Annotated in this window: 17 protein-coding genes; 3 read left to right on the top strand and 14 right to left on the bottom strand. The window is 67.8% G+C overall.

The annotated features are described in order from the left end of the window. Positions 1 to 6: 6 nt before the first annotated feature. The 13 genes from BAU06_RS08150 to BAU06_RS08090 form a co-directional block, all read right to left on the bottom strand. Positions 7 to 1,152 carry a DmpA family aminopeptidase gene (locus BAU06_RS08150; RefSeq protein ID WP_082993846.1) on the bottom strand — a complete coding sequence of 382 codons (1,146 nt, stop codon included), beginning with the start codon at positions 1,150 to 1,152 and terminating at the stop codon, positions 7 to 9. Between the two features lie 124 nt (positions 1,153 to 1,276). Then, positions 1,277 to 2,194: a glutathione ABC transporter permease GsiD gene (gene gsiD, locus BAU06_RS08145; protein WP_066346845.1), complete on the bottom strand. Its 918-nt coding sequence runs from the start codon at positions 2,192 to 2,194 to the stop codon at positions 1,277 to 1,279. A 7-nt stretch (positions 2,195 to 2,201) separates the two neighbouring features. Further along, positions 2,202 to 3,122 carry a glutathione ABC transporter permease GsiC gene (gsiC, locus tag BAU06_RS08140; protein ID WP_066346843.1) on the bottom strand — a complete coding sequence of 307 codons (921 nt, stop codon included), beginning with the start codon at positions 3,120 to 3,122 and terminating at the stop codon, positions 2,202 to 2,204. An 87-nt stretch (positions 3,123 to 3,209) separates the two neighbouring features. Beyond that, entirely contained in the window at positions 3,210 to 4,769 is a 1,560-nt protein-coding gene (gene gsiB / locus BAU06_RS08135) for a glutathione ABC transporter substrate-binding protein GsiB (RefSeq protein ID WP_066346835.1), read from the bottom strand. An 82-nt stretch (positions 4,770 to 4,851) separates the two neighbouring features. After that, positions 4,852 to 6,837 carry a dipeptide ABC transporter ATP-binding protein gene (locus BAU06_RS08130; RefSeq protein WP_231934018.1) on the bottom strand — a complete coding sequence of 662 codons (1,986 nt, stop codon included), beginning with the start codon at positions 6,835 to 6,837 and terminating at the stop codon, positions 4,852 to 4,854. Between the two features lie 43 nt (positions 6,838 to 6,880). Further along, positions 6,881 to 7,858, bottom strand: a complete 978-nt coding sequence (locus BAU06_RS08125; protein ID WP_066346834.1) for an isoaspartyl peptidase/L-asparaginase family protein — start codon at positions 7,856 to 7,858, stop codon at positions 6,881 to 6,883. After that, positions 7,855 to 8,736, bottom strand: coding sequence for a MurR/RpiR family transcriptional regulator (locus BAU06_RS08120; protein ID WP_066346833.1), 882 nt, complete (start codon positions 8,734 to 8,736; stop codon positions 7,855 to 7,857). The genes BAU06_RS08125 and BAU06_RS08120 overlap by 4 nt, the downstream gene beginning before the upstream one ends. A 269-nt stretch (positions 8,737 to 9,005) precedes the next feature. Beyond that, a complete protein-coding gene (locus BAU06_RS08115) occupies positions 9,006 to 10,016 on the bottom strand; it encodes a lysylphosphatidylglycerol synthase domain-containing protein (protein ID WP_197509466.1) in 1,011 nt (336 codons plus the stop codon). After that, positions 9,997 to 11,223, bottom strand: coding sequence for a cardiolipin synthase ClsB (gene clsB, locus BAU06_RS08110; RefSeq protein WP_066346828.1), 1,227 nt, complete (start codon positions 11,221 to 11,223; stop codon positions 9,997 to 9,999). The genes BAU06_RS08115 and clsB overlap by 20 nt, the downstream gene beginning before the upstream one ends. Positions 11,224 to 11,341: 118 nt before the next feature. Further along, positions 11,342 to 12,106, bottom strand: a complete 765-nt coding sequence (locus tag BAU06_RS08105) for an endonuclease/exonuclease/phosphatase family protein (protein ID WP_066346825.1) — start codon at positions 12,104 to 12,106, stop codon at positions 11,342 to 11,344. A gap of 245 nt (positions 12,107 to 12,351) precedes the next feature. Next, positions 12,352 to 13,014 (bottom strand): CoA transferase subunit B, encoded by a 663-nt coding sequence (locus BAU06_RS08100; protein WP_066346821.1) that lies wholly within the window; start codon positions 13,012 to 13,014, stop codon positions 12,352 to 12,354. Between the two features lie 11 nt (positions 13,015 to 13,025). Continuing rightward, positions 13,026 to 13,724, bottom strand: coding sequence for a CoA transferase subunit A (locus tag BAU06_RS08095; protein WP_066346818.1), 699 nt, complete (start codon positions 13,722 to 13,724; stop codon positions 13,026 to 13,028). Positions 13,725 to 13,837: 113 nt separating this feature from the next. Next, complete coding sequence (locus BAU06_RS08090) at positions 13,838 to 14,293, bottom strand: acyl-CoA thioesterase (RefSeq protein ID WP_066346813.1); 456 nt, start codon at positions 14,291 to 14,293, stop codon at positions 13,838 to 13,840. A gap of 73 nt (positions 14,294 to 14,366) precedes the next feature. Here BAU06_RS08090 and BAU06_RS08085 point away from each other — a divergent pair, with 73 nt between their 5' ends. The 3 genes from BAU06_RS08085 to BAU06_RS08075 all read left to right on the top strand — a co-directional run bounded on the left by BAU06_RS08085 (position 14,367) and on the right by BAU06_RS08075 (position 17,974). Further along, positions 14,367 to 16,013 (top strand): electron transfer flavoprotein-ubiquinone oxidoreductase, encoded by a 1,647-nt coding sequence (locus tag BAU06_RS08085; RefSeq protein ID WP_066346810.1) that lies wholly within the window; start codon positions 14,367 to 14,369, stop codon positions 16,011 to 16,013. A gap of 1 nt (position 16,014) precedes the next feature. Then, positions 16,015 to 16,893, top strand: a complete 879-nt coding sequence (locus BAU06_RS08080; RefSeq protein WP_066346806.1) for an NAD-dependent epimerase/dehydratase family protein — start codon at positions 16,015 to 16,017, stop codon at positions 16,891 to 16,893. Between the two features lie 187 nt (positions 16,894 to 17,080). After that, the gene (locus BAU06_RS08075) at positions 17,081 to 17,974 is read left to right on the top strand and encodes a GntR family transcriptional regulator (protein ID WP_066346799.1); all 894 of its coding nucleotides are present in this window, start codon (positions 17,081 to 17,083) and stop codon (positions 17,972 to 17,974) included. Positions 17,975 to 17,976: 2 nt separating this feature from the next. Here BAU06_RS08075 and ltaE read toward each other — a convergent pair whose 3' ends face one another. Beyond that, entirely contained in the window at positions 17,977 to 18,993 is a 1,017-nt protein-coding gene (ltaE, locus tag BAU06_RS08070) for a low-specificity L-threonine aldolase (RefSeq protein ID WP_066346796.1), read from the bottom strand. Positions 18,994 to 19,008 lie beyond the last annotated feature (15 nt).

The following is a 19,008-nucleotide window of genomic DNA, read 5'->3' as shown; positions in this document are numbered from 1 at the left end:
GCCGTGTCATCGCCCGCCGTCCAGCCACCGCCGCCACTGCGGAATGGCGTCGCGGATGGCCAGGCGCGCGTGGCCGTCGCGCCCCGTCACGCTTTCGGCATGCCACAGCGCGTGGACGATGGATTGCTCGATGGCCTCGGCCGCGGCCTCGAACAAGGGATCGATGCGGGTCTCGTGCAGCATGGCGACCGCGGGCATCGCGCGGTCCGCCAGGTGCGGCACGGTATAGGCGGTGGAAAACGCCAGGGCGATGTCGCCGCTGCCATGGCCGAATACGGAGCCGGTGCGCGCCAGGCCGGCGCCGGCGCGCAGGGACAGCCGCCGCAACTGGCGCGCGTCCAGGGGCGCATCGGTGGCCAGCAGCAGGATGATGGAGCCTTTTTCCGGCTCCGCCGCGGCGCCATCGTCGGCGGGACCGCCGCGCGGCGCCGGTGCGGCCGGCGTATCGCCGCCGCTGTCGCCGCTTCCTTGCGTTCCCTGGGCGCGCGCCTGTTCCAGCCACTGGCCGAAGGGCCGTCCGGCGACCGTCAGCAAGGGCTGGCGGCCGAAATTGGCCAGTACCAGCGCCCCGACCGTCCAGGACCGGCCGCCGGCCGGACGGGCGATCCGCGACGCGCTGCCGATGCCGCCCTTGAAGCCGAAACAGGACATGCCGCGTCCCGCGCCGACGGCGCCCTGCTCGCAATGCGGACCGGCGGCGGCGCAGGCCGCCAGGTAGTCGGCTTCCCCGACCGCCATGGCCTGGATGTCGTTCAGGTAGCCGTCATTGCACTCGAACACCAAGGGATTGACAGTGGGCCAGGCGCGGCCGATCTCCGCATTGGCGTCCACCGCCTGGCGGATCTGGGCATTGGCCACGGTGCCCACGGAGAAAGTGTTGGTGAGCGCGATGGGTGTCTCCAGCACGCCCAGCTCTTCCACCTGCACCAGGCCGACGCTCTTGCCGAAGCCGTTCAGCACGCTGGCGGCGGCCGGCACCTTGTCGCGATAGAGGTCGCCGCCATGCGGCCGCACCACCGTGACGCCGGTCTGCAGCGCGCCGCGCGCCAGCGTCGCATGCCCCACCGTCACGCCCGCGACATCGCAGAGCGAGTCGCGCGGCCCGGAAGGCAGTACCCCGACGCGCGGAAAGCCGGTCGGCGCGGTCGTCATGCGGGCCATCATGCGGGCCACCCTCTTGCGGGCCACCCATTCCGTGCGGCCATGCCGGGCGCCGGCCCGGCGTCTTCGTCGCGGAAGGGATCCAGCACAGCTGTCTTCGCGGCCATCGCCATGCCTACCGCCGGTCGATCTTGGGATCCAGGGCGTCGCGCAAGCCGTCGCCCAGCAGGTTGAACGCCAGCACGGTCAGGAAGATCGCCAGCGCCGGAAACACGGCGATGTGCGGCGAGGTCACCATATCCGCGCGCGCCTCGTTCAGCATCGCGCCCCATTCCGGCGTGGGCGGCTGCGCGCCCATCCCCAGGAAGGACAGGCTGGCCGCCGTGATGATGGAAGTGCCGATGCGCATGGTGCCGTAGACCACGATGGGCGAGATCGTGCCGGGCAGGATGTGGCGCATGATGATGGTCCAGTCCGACGCGCCGATGCTGCGCACGGCCTCGACATAGGTCATGTGCTTGATCGCCAGCGTATTGCCCCGCACCAGCCGCGCGAAGGCCGGCACGCTGAATACCGCCACCGCGACCACCACATTCACCATGCTGGATCCCAGGATGGCCACCACGCCGATGGCCAGCAGCATGCCGGGGAAGGCCAGCAGTACGTCGGAAAGCCGCATGCTGATGCGCTCCCACCAGCCTTCGTAGTAGCCTGCCATCAGCCCCAGGAAGGTGCCGACGGCGGCGCCCAGCGCCACGGACACGAAGCCCGTTACCAGCGAAATGCGCGCTCCCATCAGGATGCGGCTGAAGATATCGCGGCCGAGCGCGTCCACGCCCAGCCAGTGCGTCAAGGACGGACCGGCGTTCAGGTTGTCGTAGTCGAAGTAGTTTTCCGCGTCGAAGGGCACGATCCACGGCGCCAGCACGGCCACCAGGATCAGCAGCAGCACGAAGATGCCCGCGCCGACGGCCAGGTGCTGCTTCTTGAACTTGCGCCAGAATTCGGTGAACGGCGTGCGCACGGCCTCGGCCGTGGCGGGCACGGCGGCGGTCGCGGTGCCCGCGGCGGCGGTGTTGTCGAGTTGCGTCATGGCCGCCTCACTTGTACCGGATGCTGGGGTTGATGACGCCGTACAGCACGTCCACCACCAGGTTGATCAGAATGAATTCCAGGGAAAACAGCAGCACCAGGCCCTGGATGACCGGATAGTCGCGCTGCGTGACCGCGTCGACCAGCAGCGCGCCCAGGCCGGGCCAGCTGAAGACGGTCTCCACCACGATGGACCCGCCCAGCAGGAAGCCGAACTGCAGGCCCATCATCGTGACCACGGGGATCAAGGCATTGCGCAGCGTGTGCTTGGCCACCACGACTGATTCGGCCAGGCCCTTGGCGCGCGCGGTGCGCACGAAGTCCTCCTGGATCACCTCGACGAAGGAAGATCGCGTGAAGCGCGCCATGACGGCCGCCACGGCCGCGCCCAAGGTGATGGAGGGCAGGATGTAGTGTTTCCAGCTGGCCGCGCCTATGGTCGGCAGCCAGCCCAATTCGACCGAGAACACCTGCATCAGCATCATCCCCAGGGCGAAGGCCGGGAAGGATATCCCCGATACGGCCAGCGTCATGCCCAGGCGGTCCGGCCAGCGGTTGCGCCAGACGGCCGATGCCACGCCGATGATCATGCCGAAGACCACGGACCACACCATGCTGGTCAGGGTCAGCAGCAGCGTGGGCATGAAACGGTCGGCGATCTCCGTGCTGACGGGACGCTTGCTGCGCAGGGAAACGCCCAGGTCGCCCCGCAGCATGTGCGTGAAATAACGAACGAACTGCTGGGGCAGCGGAAGGTCCAGGCCCAATTCCTGGCGCACCAGCTGCACGGTCTGCTCGTCGGCATCCTGGCCGGCCGCCAGCCGCGCCGGATCGCCGGGCAGCATGTGGACGAACATGAACACCACCGCGATAACCAGCAGCAGCGTGGGAATCATGCCCAGAAGGCGCTTGACGATGTAGGTAAGCATAAGAATTCCTGCGCGCGGATGCGCGGCATCCGCGCGGTCATGCCACGGAACGGGTGGCGCGCCTTCGCGCGCCGCCCGGCCGGAGGTTTATTGCTTCAGGTCGACGTCGCCGAACCAGAAGCTGGTGTCGGGCATCACGTACACGCCGCTCAGGTTCTTCGACTTGATGTACACGTTGCCCTGGGTCACCAGGAAAGCCCACGGCGCATCGTTCCAGATGGTCTGCTGCGCGTCCTTGTACAGCGAGGTCTTCTCGTCCTTGTTGGTGGTCGTCAACGCTTTCTTGATGTCGTCGTCCACCTTCGGATTGGAGTAGTAGGCCGTGTTGTTCAGCTGCGGCGGGAAGGCCTCCGTAGCCAGCAGGGGACGCAGGCCCCAGTCGGCTTCGCCGGTGGACGACGACCAGCCCGCGTAGTACATGCGCACCTTGGCGTCCTCGGGCTTCTGCACCTGCTGCACGCGCTGCACGCGCTGGCCGGATTCCAGGACTTCCACCGAGACCTTGACGCCGACCTGGGCCAGCTGCTGCTGCAGGAACTGGACGATCTTCTGCGACGTGCCGTCGTTATAGGCCGACCACAGCGTGCTTTCGAAACCGTTGGGGTAGCCGGCTTCCTTCAGCAGCTCGCGCGCCTTCTTCGGATCGTAGGGCCAGCCCTTCTTGTCGATCTCGTAGGCGTATTCCACGCCCTGGGGGATCACGCCGGTCGAGACGCTGGCATAGCCGGCGTAGGCGACCTTGATCAGCGCTTCCTTGTTGATGGCGTAGTTGATGGCCTGGCGCACCTTCGGATTGTCGAAGGGCTTTTGCTGCACGTTCATGGACATGTAGCGGGCCATGATCGAGTTCTTGCGGTCGACCACGTCGATCTTGTCGTTCTTGGTCAGCGCGGCAGCCTGCTCGTAGGGCACCGGGAAGGCGAACTGCGCCTCGCCCGTCTGCACCACGGCGGCGCGGGTGTTGTTGTCCGTGACCGTGCGGAAGGTCAGCGTGTCGACCTTGGGATAGCCCTTGCGCCAGTAGCCGTCGAACTTCTTCACCTTCAGGTATTCGGCGGGTTTCCATTCGACGAACTCGAAGGGGCCGGTGCCGACGGGGTGGAAGCCGATGTCCTTGTTGCCCCACTTTTTCAGCGCCGTCGGCGAGATCATCATCGCGGCCGGGTGCGCCAGCGCGTTGATGAAGGCCGAGAACGGGCGCTTCAGCGTGATGCGGACGGTGTAGGGATCGACGACTTCGGTCTTCTCCACCTGGTTGAACTGCGTGTAGCGGGTCAGGCGGTTTTCCGGATTGGACACGCGGTCGAAGTTGACCTTGACGGCCTCGGCGGTGAAATCCGTGCCGTCCTGGAACTTGACGCCCTTGCGCAGCTTGATCGTGTAGACCAGGCCGTCCGGGCTGACTTCATAGCCGGTGGCCAGCAGGGGCTGGATCTTCAGATCCTTGTCGAACTCGAACAGCCCCTCGTAGTACGCCTTGCCGGCGGCCTGGTTCAGGGTGCTGTTGGTGTTGTAGGGATCCAGCGTTTCCAGGGCGATGGCAACGGCGAATGTCACGTCCTTCGCCGCATGCGCCAAGGGCGAGGCGGCAACGCCGAAGGCCAGCGCGGCGGCGGCCATCAGACGGGTGGGGCGCAATGCTTTCATGTGATGCACTCCTGACGGATTAAAGGAGGGTTGGTGGAGAAACGGCAAGGATGCAGCTTGGACAGGCACTAAAGCGGCGGCGTCAATACAGCCCGCCCACGGCGTGCCGGGCCACGTAATGCCCCGGCCCGACATTGACCAGCGGCGCGACCGCGGGCTCGTCGCCGGGCTTGCGGATCGGGCTGGGTATTTCCTCGGTCAGCAGCGCGCGCTTCAAGTGGCGCCGCGCCGGATCGGCGATCGGCACCGCCGCCATCAGCTTCTTGGTGTACGCATGCTGGGGATTCTCGAAAATCGCGCGGCGCGGGCCGATTTCCACGATCTGGCCCAGGTACATCACCGCCACGCGGTGGCTGACGCGTTCCACCACCGCCATATCGTGCGAGATGAACAGGAAGGCCACGCCCAGGTCGCGCTGCAGGTCGATCAGCAGATTGACGATCTGCGCCTGGATGGACACGTCCAGCGCGGACACCGATTCATCGGCGATGACCACCTTGGGATTGAGCGCCAGGGCGCGCGCGATGCAGATGCGCTGGCGCTGGCCGCCGGAAAATTCGTGCGGATAGCGCTGCGCCATGGATGCCGGCAGGCCGACGCGTTCCAGCAGGTCGGCGACCCGCTGCTCGGCCTGCTTGCCGCTGGCCACGCCGTGCACCAGCAGCGGTTCCATGATGGAAAAACCTACCGTGACGCGCGGGTCCAGCGACGCGAAGGGATCCTGGAATACGAACTGGATATCGCGGCGCAGGGCCTGCAGCTCGGCGCCCTTCAGCTTGCCGATGTCGCGGCCTTCCAGGCGGATGCTGCCACCCTGGCTCTCGGTCAGGCGCAGCAGCGCGCGGCCGGTCGTGGACTTGCCGCAGCCGGACTCGCCGACCAGCGCCAGGGTCTCGCCGGGGTACAGGTCGAAGCTGACCTTCTCCACCGCGTGCACGCGGCCGCGCACGCGGCTCAGTATGCCGCCGCGGATATCGAAGCGCGTAACCAGGTCGCGCACGCTCAGGATGGGTTCGCCGGACGCATGCGGCGGCTGGGCCGCGGGGCGGGGCTCCGCCGCGTCGGCGCGGACGGGCGCCGCGCCGGCCGCCCCGGCATGGGCCGCCCCGGCATGGGCCGCCCCGGCGTGGGCCGCCCCCGTCGACGTGCCATCCATGCGCACGAGTTGGAAACGTTCCGGCAGGTCGGTGCCGCGCATGGATCCCAGGCGCGGCACGGCCGACAGCAGGGCCTGCGTATAGCGATGCCGGGGCTGGCCGAAGATCTGGGCGGAGGCGCCCTCTTCCACCTTGTCGCCGCGGTACATCACCAGGACGCGGTCCGCGACTTCCGCCACCACGCCCATATCGTGCGTGATGAACACCACGCCCATGTGCATTTCCTCCTGCAGCTGGCGTATCAGCTGCAGGATCTGCGCCTGGATGGTGACGTCCAGGGCGGTGGTGGGCTCGTCGGCGATCAGCAGCGCCGGCTTGCAGGCCAGCGCCATGGCGATCATCACCCGCTGCCGCATGCCGCCGGACAACTGGTGGGGATAGCGGTCCATGATGGAGCGCGCCTCCGGGATGCGCACCTGTTCCAGCATGCGCAGGGCTTCCGCCCGCGACGCCGCGCCATCCTTGCCCTGGTGCAGGCGTATGGATTCCGCGATCTGGTCCCCCGCGGTGAACACCGGGTTCAGCGAGGTCATGGGCTCCTGGAAGATCATCGCCATGTCGGCGCCGCGCACGCCGCGCATCTCGCGCTGGCTGGCGCCGGCCAGTTCGATGACCTGGCCGGCGCGCCGGCGCAGCAGCATGCTGCCCTGGGCGATATGCCCGCCACCGTGCTCGACCAGGCGCATCAGCGCCAGCGAGGTCACCGACTTGCCCGATCCCGACTCGCCAACGATGGCCAGGGTTTCACCCCGGTCCACGTGGAAGGACAGGTCGCGCACGGCCTCGACGGTCCGTTCCGCGCTCCTGAACCGCACGGTCAGGTCCCGCACCTGCACCACGCGATTCTCCGGCATGGCCCCGCCATCTACGCGGCGGGTCGTTGCCTGCTCGGCCATCCTGCTGTCGGCCATATTCATCCCCTAGCAAAACAGTTACACCATGCGTGGCGACGCGTCATCGATAGATCGCGGCCACCGGCGCTTCGCCCACGCGGGCATGGCCGCGGTACATGCCTTCGGTATTGAAGGTCAGCGAAACATTGCCCTTGCCATCCACCGCGATCAGCCCGCCCTTGCCGCCGATGCGCGGCAGCTTTTCGTGCATGACCGAATGCGCGGCCTCTTCGAGCGAGACACCGCGGTACTCCATCTGCGCCGCGACGTCGTAGGCGGCGACCATGCGGATGAACATCTCTCCGGTGCCGGTGGTCGACACCGCGCACGTGGCGTTGGCGGCATAGCATCCGGCGCCGATCAGCGGCGCGTCGCCGACGCGCCCCACCTGCTTGTTGGTGACGCCGCCGGTCGACGTGGCGGCAGCCAGGTTGCCCTGCGCATCCACCGCCACCGCGCCCACGGTGCCGAACTTGCGGTCCGGATCGATGGGGGCCGCGGCCGGCTGCACGCCGGCCACCATTGCCTGCCCGTCGTGGTCCAGCACGGCCGCGCCCGGCTGTTCGCGCTGCACGCGCAGCAGCTGTTCGTAGCGCGCGGGCGTCGAGAAATACGAAGGATCGACGATTTCCAGCCCCTGTTCCCGGGCGAAGGCTTCGGCACCCTGCCCCACGAAGAACACGTGCTTGCTGTTCTCCATGACGCGGCGGGCCGCCAGCACGGGGTTGCGTACGCAGTTCACATTCGCGATAGCGCCCGAACGCAGCGTCGCGCCGTCCATGATGGACGCGTCCAGTTCATGCGTGCCGGCGCTGGTATAGACGGCGCCGTGGCCCGCATTGAACAGCGGGCAGTCCTCCAGGCGCGTGACCGCCTCCGTCACCGCGTCCAGCGCGCTGCCGCCGCGCGCCAGCACGGCCTGCGCCGCGGCCAGGATCTCGTTCAGGGCGTCCAGGTACTGGCGCTCCTGCTCGGGCGTAATCGATGCGCGCGACATGGTGCCGGCGCCGCCATGGATGGCCACTACGGGTTGGATCATCGCTTTCTATCTCCTGCGCCGTGGATCAGCCACGGCATGATGGACTGGGTCGCCTCCAGCGCCGACTCGACGGAGTCTTTCGCGCGGAAGGCGACCGCCGCGGCCAGGGCCTCGATCAGGCCCAGCGCGGCGGTTTCGGAATTCGCCGAGACTTGCCGCTCGGCATGCGCGTACAGGGCGACGGAGGCCAGCGGCGCCAGCGGCGAAGTCGGCTTGTCGGTCAGCGCCAGGACGGGCACGCCGGCCTGCCTGGCGGCCTCGGCCAGCGTCACGGTGTCGTTGACGTAGCGGGGAAAGCCTATGCTGATCATCAGGTCGTCCGCCTTCATGCGCGGCAGCCGGCGGGCCGCCTGGGACACGCCGCCGGGGCCAGCCAGGGACTCCACCACGTCGCAATGCATGAACAGCGAACGGTGCAGCAGGCCCGCCAGGAAGCCGCTGGCGCCGAAGCCCACGATGTAGATGCGCCGCGCCGCCAGCACGGCATCCACGGCGCGTTCGCAGGCGGCCGCGTCCAGCGACTGCAGCGAACGTTCGGCATTGCGGATGTCTTCCTGCAGCGAGGCGGCGAACACCTCGGCCGCGGTGGCCGGATGCGCCAGCCGGGTGCGCAGTTTCTCCACGGGCGCCAGGGCCGACTCGAAGCCGCGCATCAGTTCCGCGCGGAACTGCGGATAACCCGGCAGCCCCAGGGTGCGGGCAAAGCGGTTGGCGGTGGCCACCGACACGCCATTGGCCGCGGCGAACTCGTCTATGGTCATCGTCGCGGCGCGGAACTGGTGCGCCAGCACGTATTCCGCCAGCCGGTGCTGCGTGCGGCTGAGCGCGGGCTGCGCATTCGCGATGCGCTCGGCGATGGTGACGATGGGTCGGTTCATGGGCGGCGGGACACCGGGCCCCGGAACGCGGCGAGAACTCGCCCGCACCGGGATCGGGCCGCGTAAGCGGCGCTGGACGGAAGGGACCGGATGATCGTTAAAAAAACGTCGGATGTAAACGGATTTCGGGCGGTATTTTATTCATGAAAATAAATTTTCACACCCGGGTTTACCCCTGCTGCGCCGCAACATGCCCAGCGTGACGCACCACGACGATGCGCCGCCGCCCCTCGCCCGGCCCGCGTGCGGCGCGGCGGCCGGCGCCGCGGCTACGTGGCCGACTTCGGCGCCGGCGGCACCGGCGCACCCTTGCGTATGCTCGCCTCCAGGATGAAGTACAGCACTGCCGCGATCGCGAAGGGCCCCAGGTAGTACACCGCCCGATACGTCAGCAGCGTGCCGAGGATCTCGTAGTGCGGCACCTGCCCGGACAGCATGGCGACGAAGACGGCCTCCACCACGCCCAGCCCGCCCGGGATGTGGGTGACGGCACCGGCGATGCCGCTGAGCAGCAGCACGCCCAGCACCAGCGGATACGGGACGTCGTGCCGCATCAAGGCCCACACCACGAAGCCGATGGACATCCAGCAGGCGCCGCCCAGCAGGCTTTGGGCGATGGCGATCTTGCCGGAAGGCAGGAAGATATCGTGGCCGCGCACCGTCCACGATCGCCGCGGAGACCACGCGCACAGGGCCACGTAGGCGAAGGCCGCGGCCACCATCGCCACCCCGATCAGCCGTAGCGCGCTGTCGCCGATGCGCCAGTTGTCGGGGATGGGCAGCACGCCCCAGGCGAACAGGCCGCCGGCCACCCAGAAATAGCCCAGCCAGTTGGTGGTCAGGCTAAGGCCGACGATACGCGTGATTTCCGCGGCTTCCAGTCCCAGTTTCAGGTACAGCCGGAAGCGGAACCCCACGCTGCCGATCAGCGAGCCCATATTCAGGTTGAAGGCGTAGGCGACGATACCCACGGCCATGACGCGGATGGGCGGGATCTTGTGGCCCAGATAGGGAATGGCCAGCAGGTCGAAGCAGCTGTAGATCAGGTAACTGAGCGCGGCCAGGCCGCAGGCGCGCAGCAGCACAGGCCAGGTATTGGCTTGCACGGCCTCGAACACTTTTTCCCACTCGACCTCGCGCGCCTGGTCCACCAGCAGGCCGATCACCAGCAAGGCGAAGGCGATAAAGAACAATTTGCGCAGCAAGGGCCAGCGGGCGCGCAGCGCCTTCATGGCCCCGCCTTGCCGCCCACGCGTGGCGCTAAGCGGGTCGCTGCTCATGCGTTTCCTCGGCATCGGTTTCCAGGGGCGGCGGGGCCACCGTTTGCAAGCGGGGTTTATGGGCGGGCAGCCAGCCGGTCCAGGACGGGAAGCGGCGCAGGAAGTGATACACGAACACGCCCCACAGCAGGCGCCGCAGCTTGCGGCTGCCCGGCGGCGCGGGCTCCGGCTGGCGGCAATGATGGTCCACCAGCCATTGCAGGCGTTCCTGCAGCACGGCCGCGAAGCCGCGGTCGCGGATCATCACGTTGGCCTCCAGGTTCAGGGCCAGGCTCAGGGGATCGAGGTTGCTCGATCCCACCGTGGCCCAGGTGCCGTCGACGCAGGCGACCTTGCCGTGCAGGGGGCGCTGGCAATACTCGTAGATCTGCACGCCGGCCGCGGTCAGGTGGTCGTACAGCATGCCCGCCGCCACCTTGACGATGGGCATGTCCGGTTCGCCCTGCAGGATCAGGCGCACCCGCACGCCGCGGCGTGCCGCGTTGCGCAGTTCGCGCAGCAGGCGGTAGCCCGGAAAGAAATAGGCATTGGCGATGGTGACGTCGCGCTGCGCCAGGCGGATCGCGGCGCGGTAGTGCCGCTCGATATCGGTGTGGTGGCGTTCGTTGTCGCGCACCACGAACATGGCCTCGGCGTCGCCCGCATGCCGCGCCGGGGCCGGCCGAGGCATGCGCCGGGGCCACCAGCGCCGGCGCCGCTCCGGATCCACTGTCTGCCGGGCGAAGCGATGGATTTCCGCGACGATGGGGCCGCGCACTTCGACGGCGTAGTCCTGCTTGGCCTGGGGCCCGAAATCCCCCAGGTGATCCGCGGAGAAATTAATGCCGCCGATGAAGGCCAGCTCGCCGTCGATCACCACGATCTTGCGATGCATGCGACGGAAAACGTTGGTGCGCAGGCCCAGGATCTTGGCGCGCGGATCGAAGACGTGGATCACCACGCCCGCCTGCGTCATACCGCCCAGGAAGTCCTCGGAAAGCCCTTCGGATCCATAGCCGTCGATCAACAGGCTGACGCGCGCGCCGCGCCGCGCCGCGCCGATCAGGGCCCGGCGCAGCGCCTGGCCGACCTTGTCGTCGAACAGGATGAAGGTTTCCACCAGGACTTCCGCCCGCGCGGCGTCGATGGCTTCGAAGACGCGCGGGAAATAGGCTTCGCCGTTCTCCAGCAGATTGAAGGCGTTGCCCGGTATCCAGCGAGCGCTCATCGATAGGTCCTCCTGTCGCCGACGCGCGCCGGGATCCCGCGCATCGCGTGTATCGCCGGTATCGCCGGTATCGCCGGTATCGTGTGTTCCGCGCGCATCCGCGGTCCCGCCATGCGGCTCATATCACCACCTCCGCCGCCAAGGGCGCATGGTCGGACAAATGCGTCCAGGGCCGCGTCGCCAGCGCCAAGGGACGAAAGCGCGACGCATTGCGCACATAGATGCGATCCAGCCGCAGAAGCGGCCAGCGGGCGGGAAAGGTGCGGGCCGCCACGCCCTGGGTGGCGACGAAAATCTCCTTCAGGCCCGCGCAGCGGCTCAGTTTGCCGTGCGCGCGCAGGCGCCAGTCGTTGAAGTCGCCGGCGATGACCACCGGCTCGCCATCGGGAATGTGGCGCTCGATGCGCTCGCATAGCAGCTCCAGCTGGCGCTGCCGGTGGCGCTCCTGCAAGCCCAGATGGACGCAGATGGCATGCAGCCGGTCTTCGCGCTCGGGCGGCTGGATCACGCAGTGAAGCAGCCCGCGCTTTTCATGATTGCCTACGGACACATCCATGTTCTCGTGCTGCACGATGGGAAATTTGGACAGCACCGCGTTGCCGTGATGGCCATGCGGGTACACCGCGTTGCGACCGTAGGCGAAGTCCTTCCAGATGCTGTCCGCCAGGAACTCGTACTGCGAGGTCTCGGGCCAGCCCTTGAAACGCGCGGCGTGCGCCTCGTGCGCGCCCAGCACCTCCTGCAGGAAGACCAGATCCGGCCCCACGGCCCGGACGGCGTCACGCAACTCCGGCAGGATGAATTTGCGATTGAAGAACGTGAAACCCTTATGGGTGTTCACGGTCAGGATTTTCAGGGCGAGCGGCGCATTCGCGACAAACATACCTTCCCAGGATCGAAATCGGTGGGGGCATGGCGCAAATAGCGTGCCTGGGCACGTCGGGGCCTCGCCATCGGACAACGCCGCATCCGCGTCCACGAACCGGCCAGGGTCGGCCGCGCGGGACCGCTCCCGCCGTCCCTCCGCGCCCTGGCAAGGGCCAGGACGGCGTCCCCATTGGCAACGGCCGCGAAATGAAAAAAAGCGGCTCCGCTGGAGCCGCCGGTTTTACACCCGTGAACGTCGCGTCAGGCCGCGGCCTTCACTCCGCTGGTATCCAGCGCGGCGGGGGTTTTCGCCTTGACTTCCTCCACCGTGACGCCGGGGGCCAGTTCGATCAGCTTCAGGCCGGCGGGACCGACTTCCATCACGCACAAGTCCGTGATGATCAGGTCCACGACGCCCACGCCGGTAAGCGGCAGCGTGCATTCGGGCAGCAGCTTGAAGTCTTCGGTGCCGTCCTTCTTGCGCGCCACGTGCTCCATCAGCACCACCACGCGGCCCACGCCCGCCACCAGGTCCATGGCGCCGCCCATGCCCTTGACCATCTTGCCGGGAATCATCCAGTTGGCCAGGTCGCCTTTTTCGGATACCTGCATGGCGCCCAGGATGGCCAGGTTGATCTTGCCGCCGCGGATCATGCCAAAGGAATCGGCGGACGAAAAGATCGACGAGCCGGGCAGCGTCGTCACCGTCTGCTTGCCGGCGTTGATCAGGTCCGGGTCCACCTGGTCGTCGGTGGGGAAAGGCCCGATGCCCAGCAAACCGTTTTCGGATTGCAGCCAGACTTCGATGCCCGGGGGCACATGGTTGGCGACCAGGGTCGGCATGCCGATGCCCAGGTTGACGTAGAAACCGTCCTGCAGTTCGCGCGCGGCGCGCGCGGCCATTTCATCACGAGTCCATGCCATGATCGATCTCCTCAAGCGGGACGGGTGGTGCGCTGCTCGATGCGCTTTTCGGGATTGGCGTTGACGACGATGCGGTGCACGAAGATCCCCGGCAGGTGGACCTGGTCCGGATCGATATCGCCGGTATTCAGCAGCTTTTCGACCTCCACGACGGTGATCTTGCCGGCCATCGCCACATTGGGATTGAAGTTGCGCGCCGTCTTGCGGAAGATCAGGTTGCCGCTGCGGTCGGCGGCGTAGGCCTTGACCAGCGAGACATCGGGCACCAGCGAGCGTTCCATGACGTAGGTGTGGCCGTCGAACTCGCGCGTTTCCTTGCCCTCGGCCACCAGCGTACCCACGCCCGTGCGGGTGAAAAACGCCGGGATGCCGGCCCCGCCCGCGCGCAGCTTTTCGGCCAGCGTGCCCTGGGGGGTGAATTCCAGTTCCAGTTCGCCGGCCAGGTACTGGCGTTCGAACTCCTTGTTTTCGCCCACGTAGGACGCGATCATCTTGCGGATCTGGCGGGTCGCCAGAAGCTGGCCCAGGCCGAAGCCGTCCACGCCCGCGTTGTTGCTGATGCAGGTCAGGTTCTTTACCCCGGAATCGCGCAACGCCGCGATCAGCGCTTCCGGGATGCCGCAAAGGCCGAAGCCCCCCACGGCGATCATTTGGCCGTCCTTGACGACATCGGCCAGCGCCTGTTGGGCGCTCGCGTAAACCTTGTCCATCGCTCCAGCTCCAGAATAGGGATTAGCGTACGGATCCACGCCCTGGTGGCGGCGTGGACGGTCGGTCCGGCGCGACCCGGCTGTGGGCCGCGTTTTCGCCGACGCGGTCGATTTTACGGGGAAACCTGGTCCGGCCGGCGCAGGACGCCCGCCAGCGCGGCCAGCACGTGGGCGGGCCAGGGAGCCGGCCGGTTGCCGACGTAGTCCAGCCAGACCAGCACGTTGCGCCCGCGCGCGTACGGCCCGCGCGCATCGCCGACCTTGTCCAGGGCAAGTTCGAATTCCATGCTGGACCGGCCGACGCGGGACAGTGTATGCGTGACCCGCACCGAGGCCGGATAGGTCAAAGGCCGCAGGAAGTCGCAGGAGGCATGGGCCAGGATGGGGCCGGCATCGGCCGGCAGGCTGACGCCCGCCGCATACAGGATCTGCATGCGCGCTTCCTCCATCAGGCGGAAGTACAGCGTGTTGTTCAAATGGTTCAGGGCATCGGAATCCCCCCAGCGCAGGGGCATTTCGACGGTATGGATGCTGCCGGGGACGAGAGTGGGCGTGTCGGATGCGGTCATGGAGAGCTGCAATACAATCCAGGGTTTATCCGGATCATACTTCCAGCCCACATCGCATCAGGGGACAAGGCGCATGTCAGAACGGGAATCGATGGAATACGACGTGGTGGTGGTCGGCGGCGGGCCCGCCGGCCTGGCCGCCGCCATCCGCCTCAAGCAATTGGCCGCGGAGAAAAATCACGACGTCAGCGTCTGTGTGCTGGAGAAAGGCGCGGAGCTGGGCGCGCACATCCTGTCGGGCGCCGTCATGGACCCGCGCGCCCTGACGGAACTGATCCCCGACTGGAAGGAAAAAGGCGCGCCCTTGAACGTGCCGGTCACGCGGGACAAGTTCCTGTTCCTGAGCCGTACCGGCGCGCGCGCCACGCCGCACTTCCTGCTGCCGGACTGCTTCCGCAACGAAGGCAATTACATCGTGCGCCTGGGCGACGTGGTGCGCTGGCTGGGCGAACAGGCCGAGTCCCTGGGCGTGGACATCTTCCCCGGCTTCGCGGCCGCGGGCCTGCTGTACGACGAGCAGGGCGCGGTACGCGGCGTGGTGACCGGCGACATGGGCGTGGCCCGCGACGGCAGCCATACCGCCAACTACCAGCCCGGCATGGAGCTGCTGGCGCGCTACACCCTGTTCGCCGAAGGCTCGCGCGGCCAGCTGGGCCGCCAATTGATCGAGCGCTTCCGCCTGGACGAAGGGCGCGACCCGCAAAGCTACGGCATCGGCATCAAGGAATTGTGGGAAGTGGACCCGGCCCAGTCCCATCCCGGCCTGGTGGTGCACACGGCGGGCTGGCCGCTGGATTCCGACACCTATGGCGGATCCTTCCTCTATCACCTGGACAACAACCTGGTGGCCGTCGGCATGGTGGTCGGCCTGGACTACGCCAATCCCTGGCTATCGCCCTTCGAGGAATTCCAGCGCTACAAGACCCACCCGGCCATCCGCCCCACCTTCGAGGGCGGCAAGCGCATCGCCTACGGCGCGCGCGCCTTGACCGCCGGCGGCCTGCTGTCGCTGCCCAAGCTGGTATTCCCGGGCGGGGCGCTGATCGGCTGCGAGGCCGGTTTCCTGAACGCGCCCCGTATCAAGGGCAGCCACGCCGCCATCAAATCGGGCGCGCTGGCCGCCGAAGCCGCTTTCGACGCCGTGGTGGCCGATCGCCGGCAGGATGCGCTGGCGGCCTACCCCACCGCCTTCGAGTCGTCCTGGCTGCGCGAGGAATTGCACAAGGCGCGCAATTTCAAGCAGTGGTTCAAGAAGGGCCGCACCATGGCCACGCTGATGACCGGCATTGAGCAATGGCTGCTCAAGGGCAATTTCCCCTGGACCATCCATCGCACCAAGCCCGACCACGCCTGTCTGCAGCCCGCGTCGCAATGTGCCCGGATCGACTATCCCAAGCCGGACGGCAAGCTCACCTTCGACCGCCTCAGTTCGGTATTCATCTCCAATACCAACCACGATGAAAACGAACCCGTCCATCTGACGCTGAAGGATCCCAGCGTGCCGGTGGCCGTGAACCTGGCCAGGTACGGCGGGCCGGAGGCCCGCTACTGCCCCGCCGCCGTCTACGAATTCGTCAAGGACGACCACGGCGCCGACCGCCTGCAGATCAACGCGCAGAACTGCGTGCACTGCAAGACCTGCGACATCAAGGACCCCACGCAGAACATCGTGTGGGTGGCCCCGCAGGGGGGCGAGGGCCCCGTCTACAGCGGCATGTAGAATGGACGCCGGCGCGCGGGCGGGCCAGGACGAGCGCATCCTGCTGGTGGGCGGCGGCGACCTGGGCCAGCGGGTGGCGCGACGCCTGCAGGAAGATATCGCGCCCGCGGCGGCGGTCTGGGGACTGCGACGCTCGCCGCCCGCCGTATCGGCGGGGTCCATCCAATGGCTGGCCGCCGATGTCACGCGTCCCGACACCTTGCGCCAGTTGCCCCCGGACATGACCCGGGTCGTCATCGCGCTGAGCCCCGGCCGCCGGGAAGAATCCGCCTATCGCGCCGTGTTCCTCGACGGCTTGCGCCATGTGGTCCGCCAACTGGATCGCCGCGGCCTGCGCCGCCTGGTGTTCGTCTCCTCGTCCGCCGTGTATGGCGACCATGGCGGGGACTGGGTGGACGAGGCCACGCCGCCCGCCCCGCTCGGCATGAACGGCGCCGTGCTGCTGCAGGCCGAGCAATGGCTGCACGCGCAGGACCTGCCCGCCACGGTCTTGCGCCTGTCCGGCCTGTACGGCCCCGGCCGCCTGCAACTGCTCGAACGGCTGCGCGCGGGCCAGGCCCGGGTTCCCAGGGATATCCCGCACTGGGCCAACCGCATGCACGCCGATGACGCGGCGGGCGCCATTGCGCATCTGCTCATGCTGCCGGCCGCCCAGCCGCTATACCTGGGCAGCGACGACACGCCGCTGCCGCTGGATGTGCTGTACGACCACCTGGCCGACCGCCTGGGCTGCGCCCGTCCCGCGGCCGGACCCGCCCCGGCAGGGGTCGGCAGCAAGAAACTGCGCAACGCGCGGCTGCGCGCCAGCGGCTGCCCGCTGTCCTGGCCCGACGCGCGCGCGGGCTATGACGCCCTCATGATGTTGCGAGAATCCCAATAAACCGCGGCGGGAAGTCGCCATTGCGTGCCATTGCGCGTATCCTGCCAGCGGATGGGCGCCGCATTCCGGCGGCCGCCCCGTCCGTACCCATGCCGTACCGGTCGGCGATCGCGCGAAGCCGCGATCCCGCATGTAGATGCCTCGGTAGCCCGTTCGCACGCAGTTGTGACCGCTGACAAGGAGGACTATGCAGGCCGAGAAAAGCACCGCGCGGCCCACGGGGCTGCAGGTCGACCTGGCTCGCCGCATCGCCAACGACATCATCTCGCACATCCACGCCGCCGGCACCCATCTGTCCGAGGAATCCCTGGCGCGCCGCTACCAGGTCTCGCGCACGCCGGTCAGGGCCGCCCTCAAGCTGCTGGCGGCCGAACACTTCATCGAATCCCGGCCCAACAGCGGCTATTACGTTGGCGAGATACCCGACGGCATCGCCCCGCCCTGCCTGCGCGCCTCGGGCATGACGGCCGACGAGGTCTATACCCGGCTGATCGAAGACCGGGCCGACTTGAAGATCCCGGACCACTTCAACGAGCGCGACCTGCAGCAGCGCTACGGCGTGACCCGCAGCGTACTGGCCAAAACGCTGGTCCGCCTGAGCGCCGAAGCGCTGATCGAAAAGCGCCAGGGACATGGCTGGCGCTTCACGTATTCACTGATGGAACTCGAAGCCCGCGAGGAAAGCTACCGCTTTCGCGCGGCGGTGGAATGCGGTGCCCTGCTGGAGCCGACCTTCAGGACGGACCCGGCCGCGTTGCGGCGCTTGCGCGCGGCCCACGAGGCCTTGTTGCGCGATAGCGCCCAGGCGGAAATTCCGCCGGAAGTCTTTTTCAATCTGAACGCGGACTTCCATGAAACGCTGGGGCGTTTCTCCGGCAACCGCTTTTTCCTGCAGGCCATCCAGCAGCAGAACCAGCTGCGCCGCCTGGAAAGCCGCAGCGCGTTCGTGCGCAATTCGCCCCGCTTCCGGCCGTCGGTGGAGGAACACCTGGCCATCATCGGGGCGCTGGAGGACGAGGACCGCGAATGGGCGGTGGCCATCATGCGCCGCCACCTGCTGCGCGTCATGCGCGTGGCTTGACCTCAGGCCCGCGCGAAGTAGTCCTTGACGGTGGCGACCACCGTATCGATGTCGGCGCGCGAGATGTCCAGGTGCGTCACCAGGCGCGTGGCCCCGCCGTAGACCGCCTTCATCAACACGCCGCGCGCTTCGGCATGCGTGGTCAGCGCGTCGCAATGGTCCGCGGGAAACTCCACGAACACCATATTCGTCGACTGCCGCAGCACGGCGATTTCCGCGACGTCGCGCAAGCCGCGCGCCAGGCGTTCCGCGTTGGCGTGGTCGTCCGCCAGGCGATCCACGTGGTGCGCCAGCGCATGCCGGCAGGCGGCGGCCAGGATGCCCGACTGGCGCATGCCGCCGCCCAGCACCTTGCGCCAGCGCGTCGCGGTGGCGATCAGCTCGCGGCTGCCCACCAGCACGGAGCCCACCGGCGCGCCCAGGCCCTTGGAAAAGCACAGGGACACGGAATCGAAGGGCGCGCAGATGGCCGCCAGCGGCAGGCCGCCGGCCACGGCGGCATTGAAGGCACGCGCGCCATCCAAATGGACACCGAGCCCCTGCCCGCGCGCAAAGGCGGCCGCTTCCTCGACATAGGCCTGCGGGATCACCTGTCCGTGGAAAGTGTTCTCCAGCGCCAGCAGGCGGGTACGCGCGAAGTGCGGATCGCCCTTGGGCTTGATCGCCGCGCGCAGCTTGTCCAGGGGCAGGCTGCCGTCCGGCGCGTGCTCGATGGGCTGCGGCTGCACGCTGGCCAGCACCGCCGCGCCGCCGCCTTCGTACTTGTAGGTGTGGGCCAATTGTCCCACCAGGTATTCGTCGCCGCGCCCGCAGTGCGCCATGATGGCCGCCAGATTGCTTTGCGTGCCGGAGGGAAAATACAGTCCGGCCTCCTTGCCCGCACGCTCGGCCACCTCGGCCTGCAAGCGCTGCACGGTGGGATCGTCGCCCATGACGTCGTCGCCCACGGGCGCATCGGCCATGGCGGCGCGCATGGCGGCCGTCGGCCGCGTCACGGTATCGCTGCGTAAATCGATCATGTCGTTTCCTTTATC

It is taken from the genome of Bordetella bronchialis (assembly GCF_001676705.1).
In the GTDB taxonomy this organism is placed as follows: domain Bacteria; phylum Pseudomonadota; class Gammaproteobacteria; order Burkholderiales; family Burkholderiaceae_B; genus Bordetella_C; species Bordetella_C bronchialis.
Note: the sequence above shows the minus strand (reverse complement) of the source record. Positions and strands in the feature narration are given on the sequence as shown.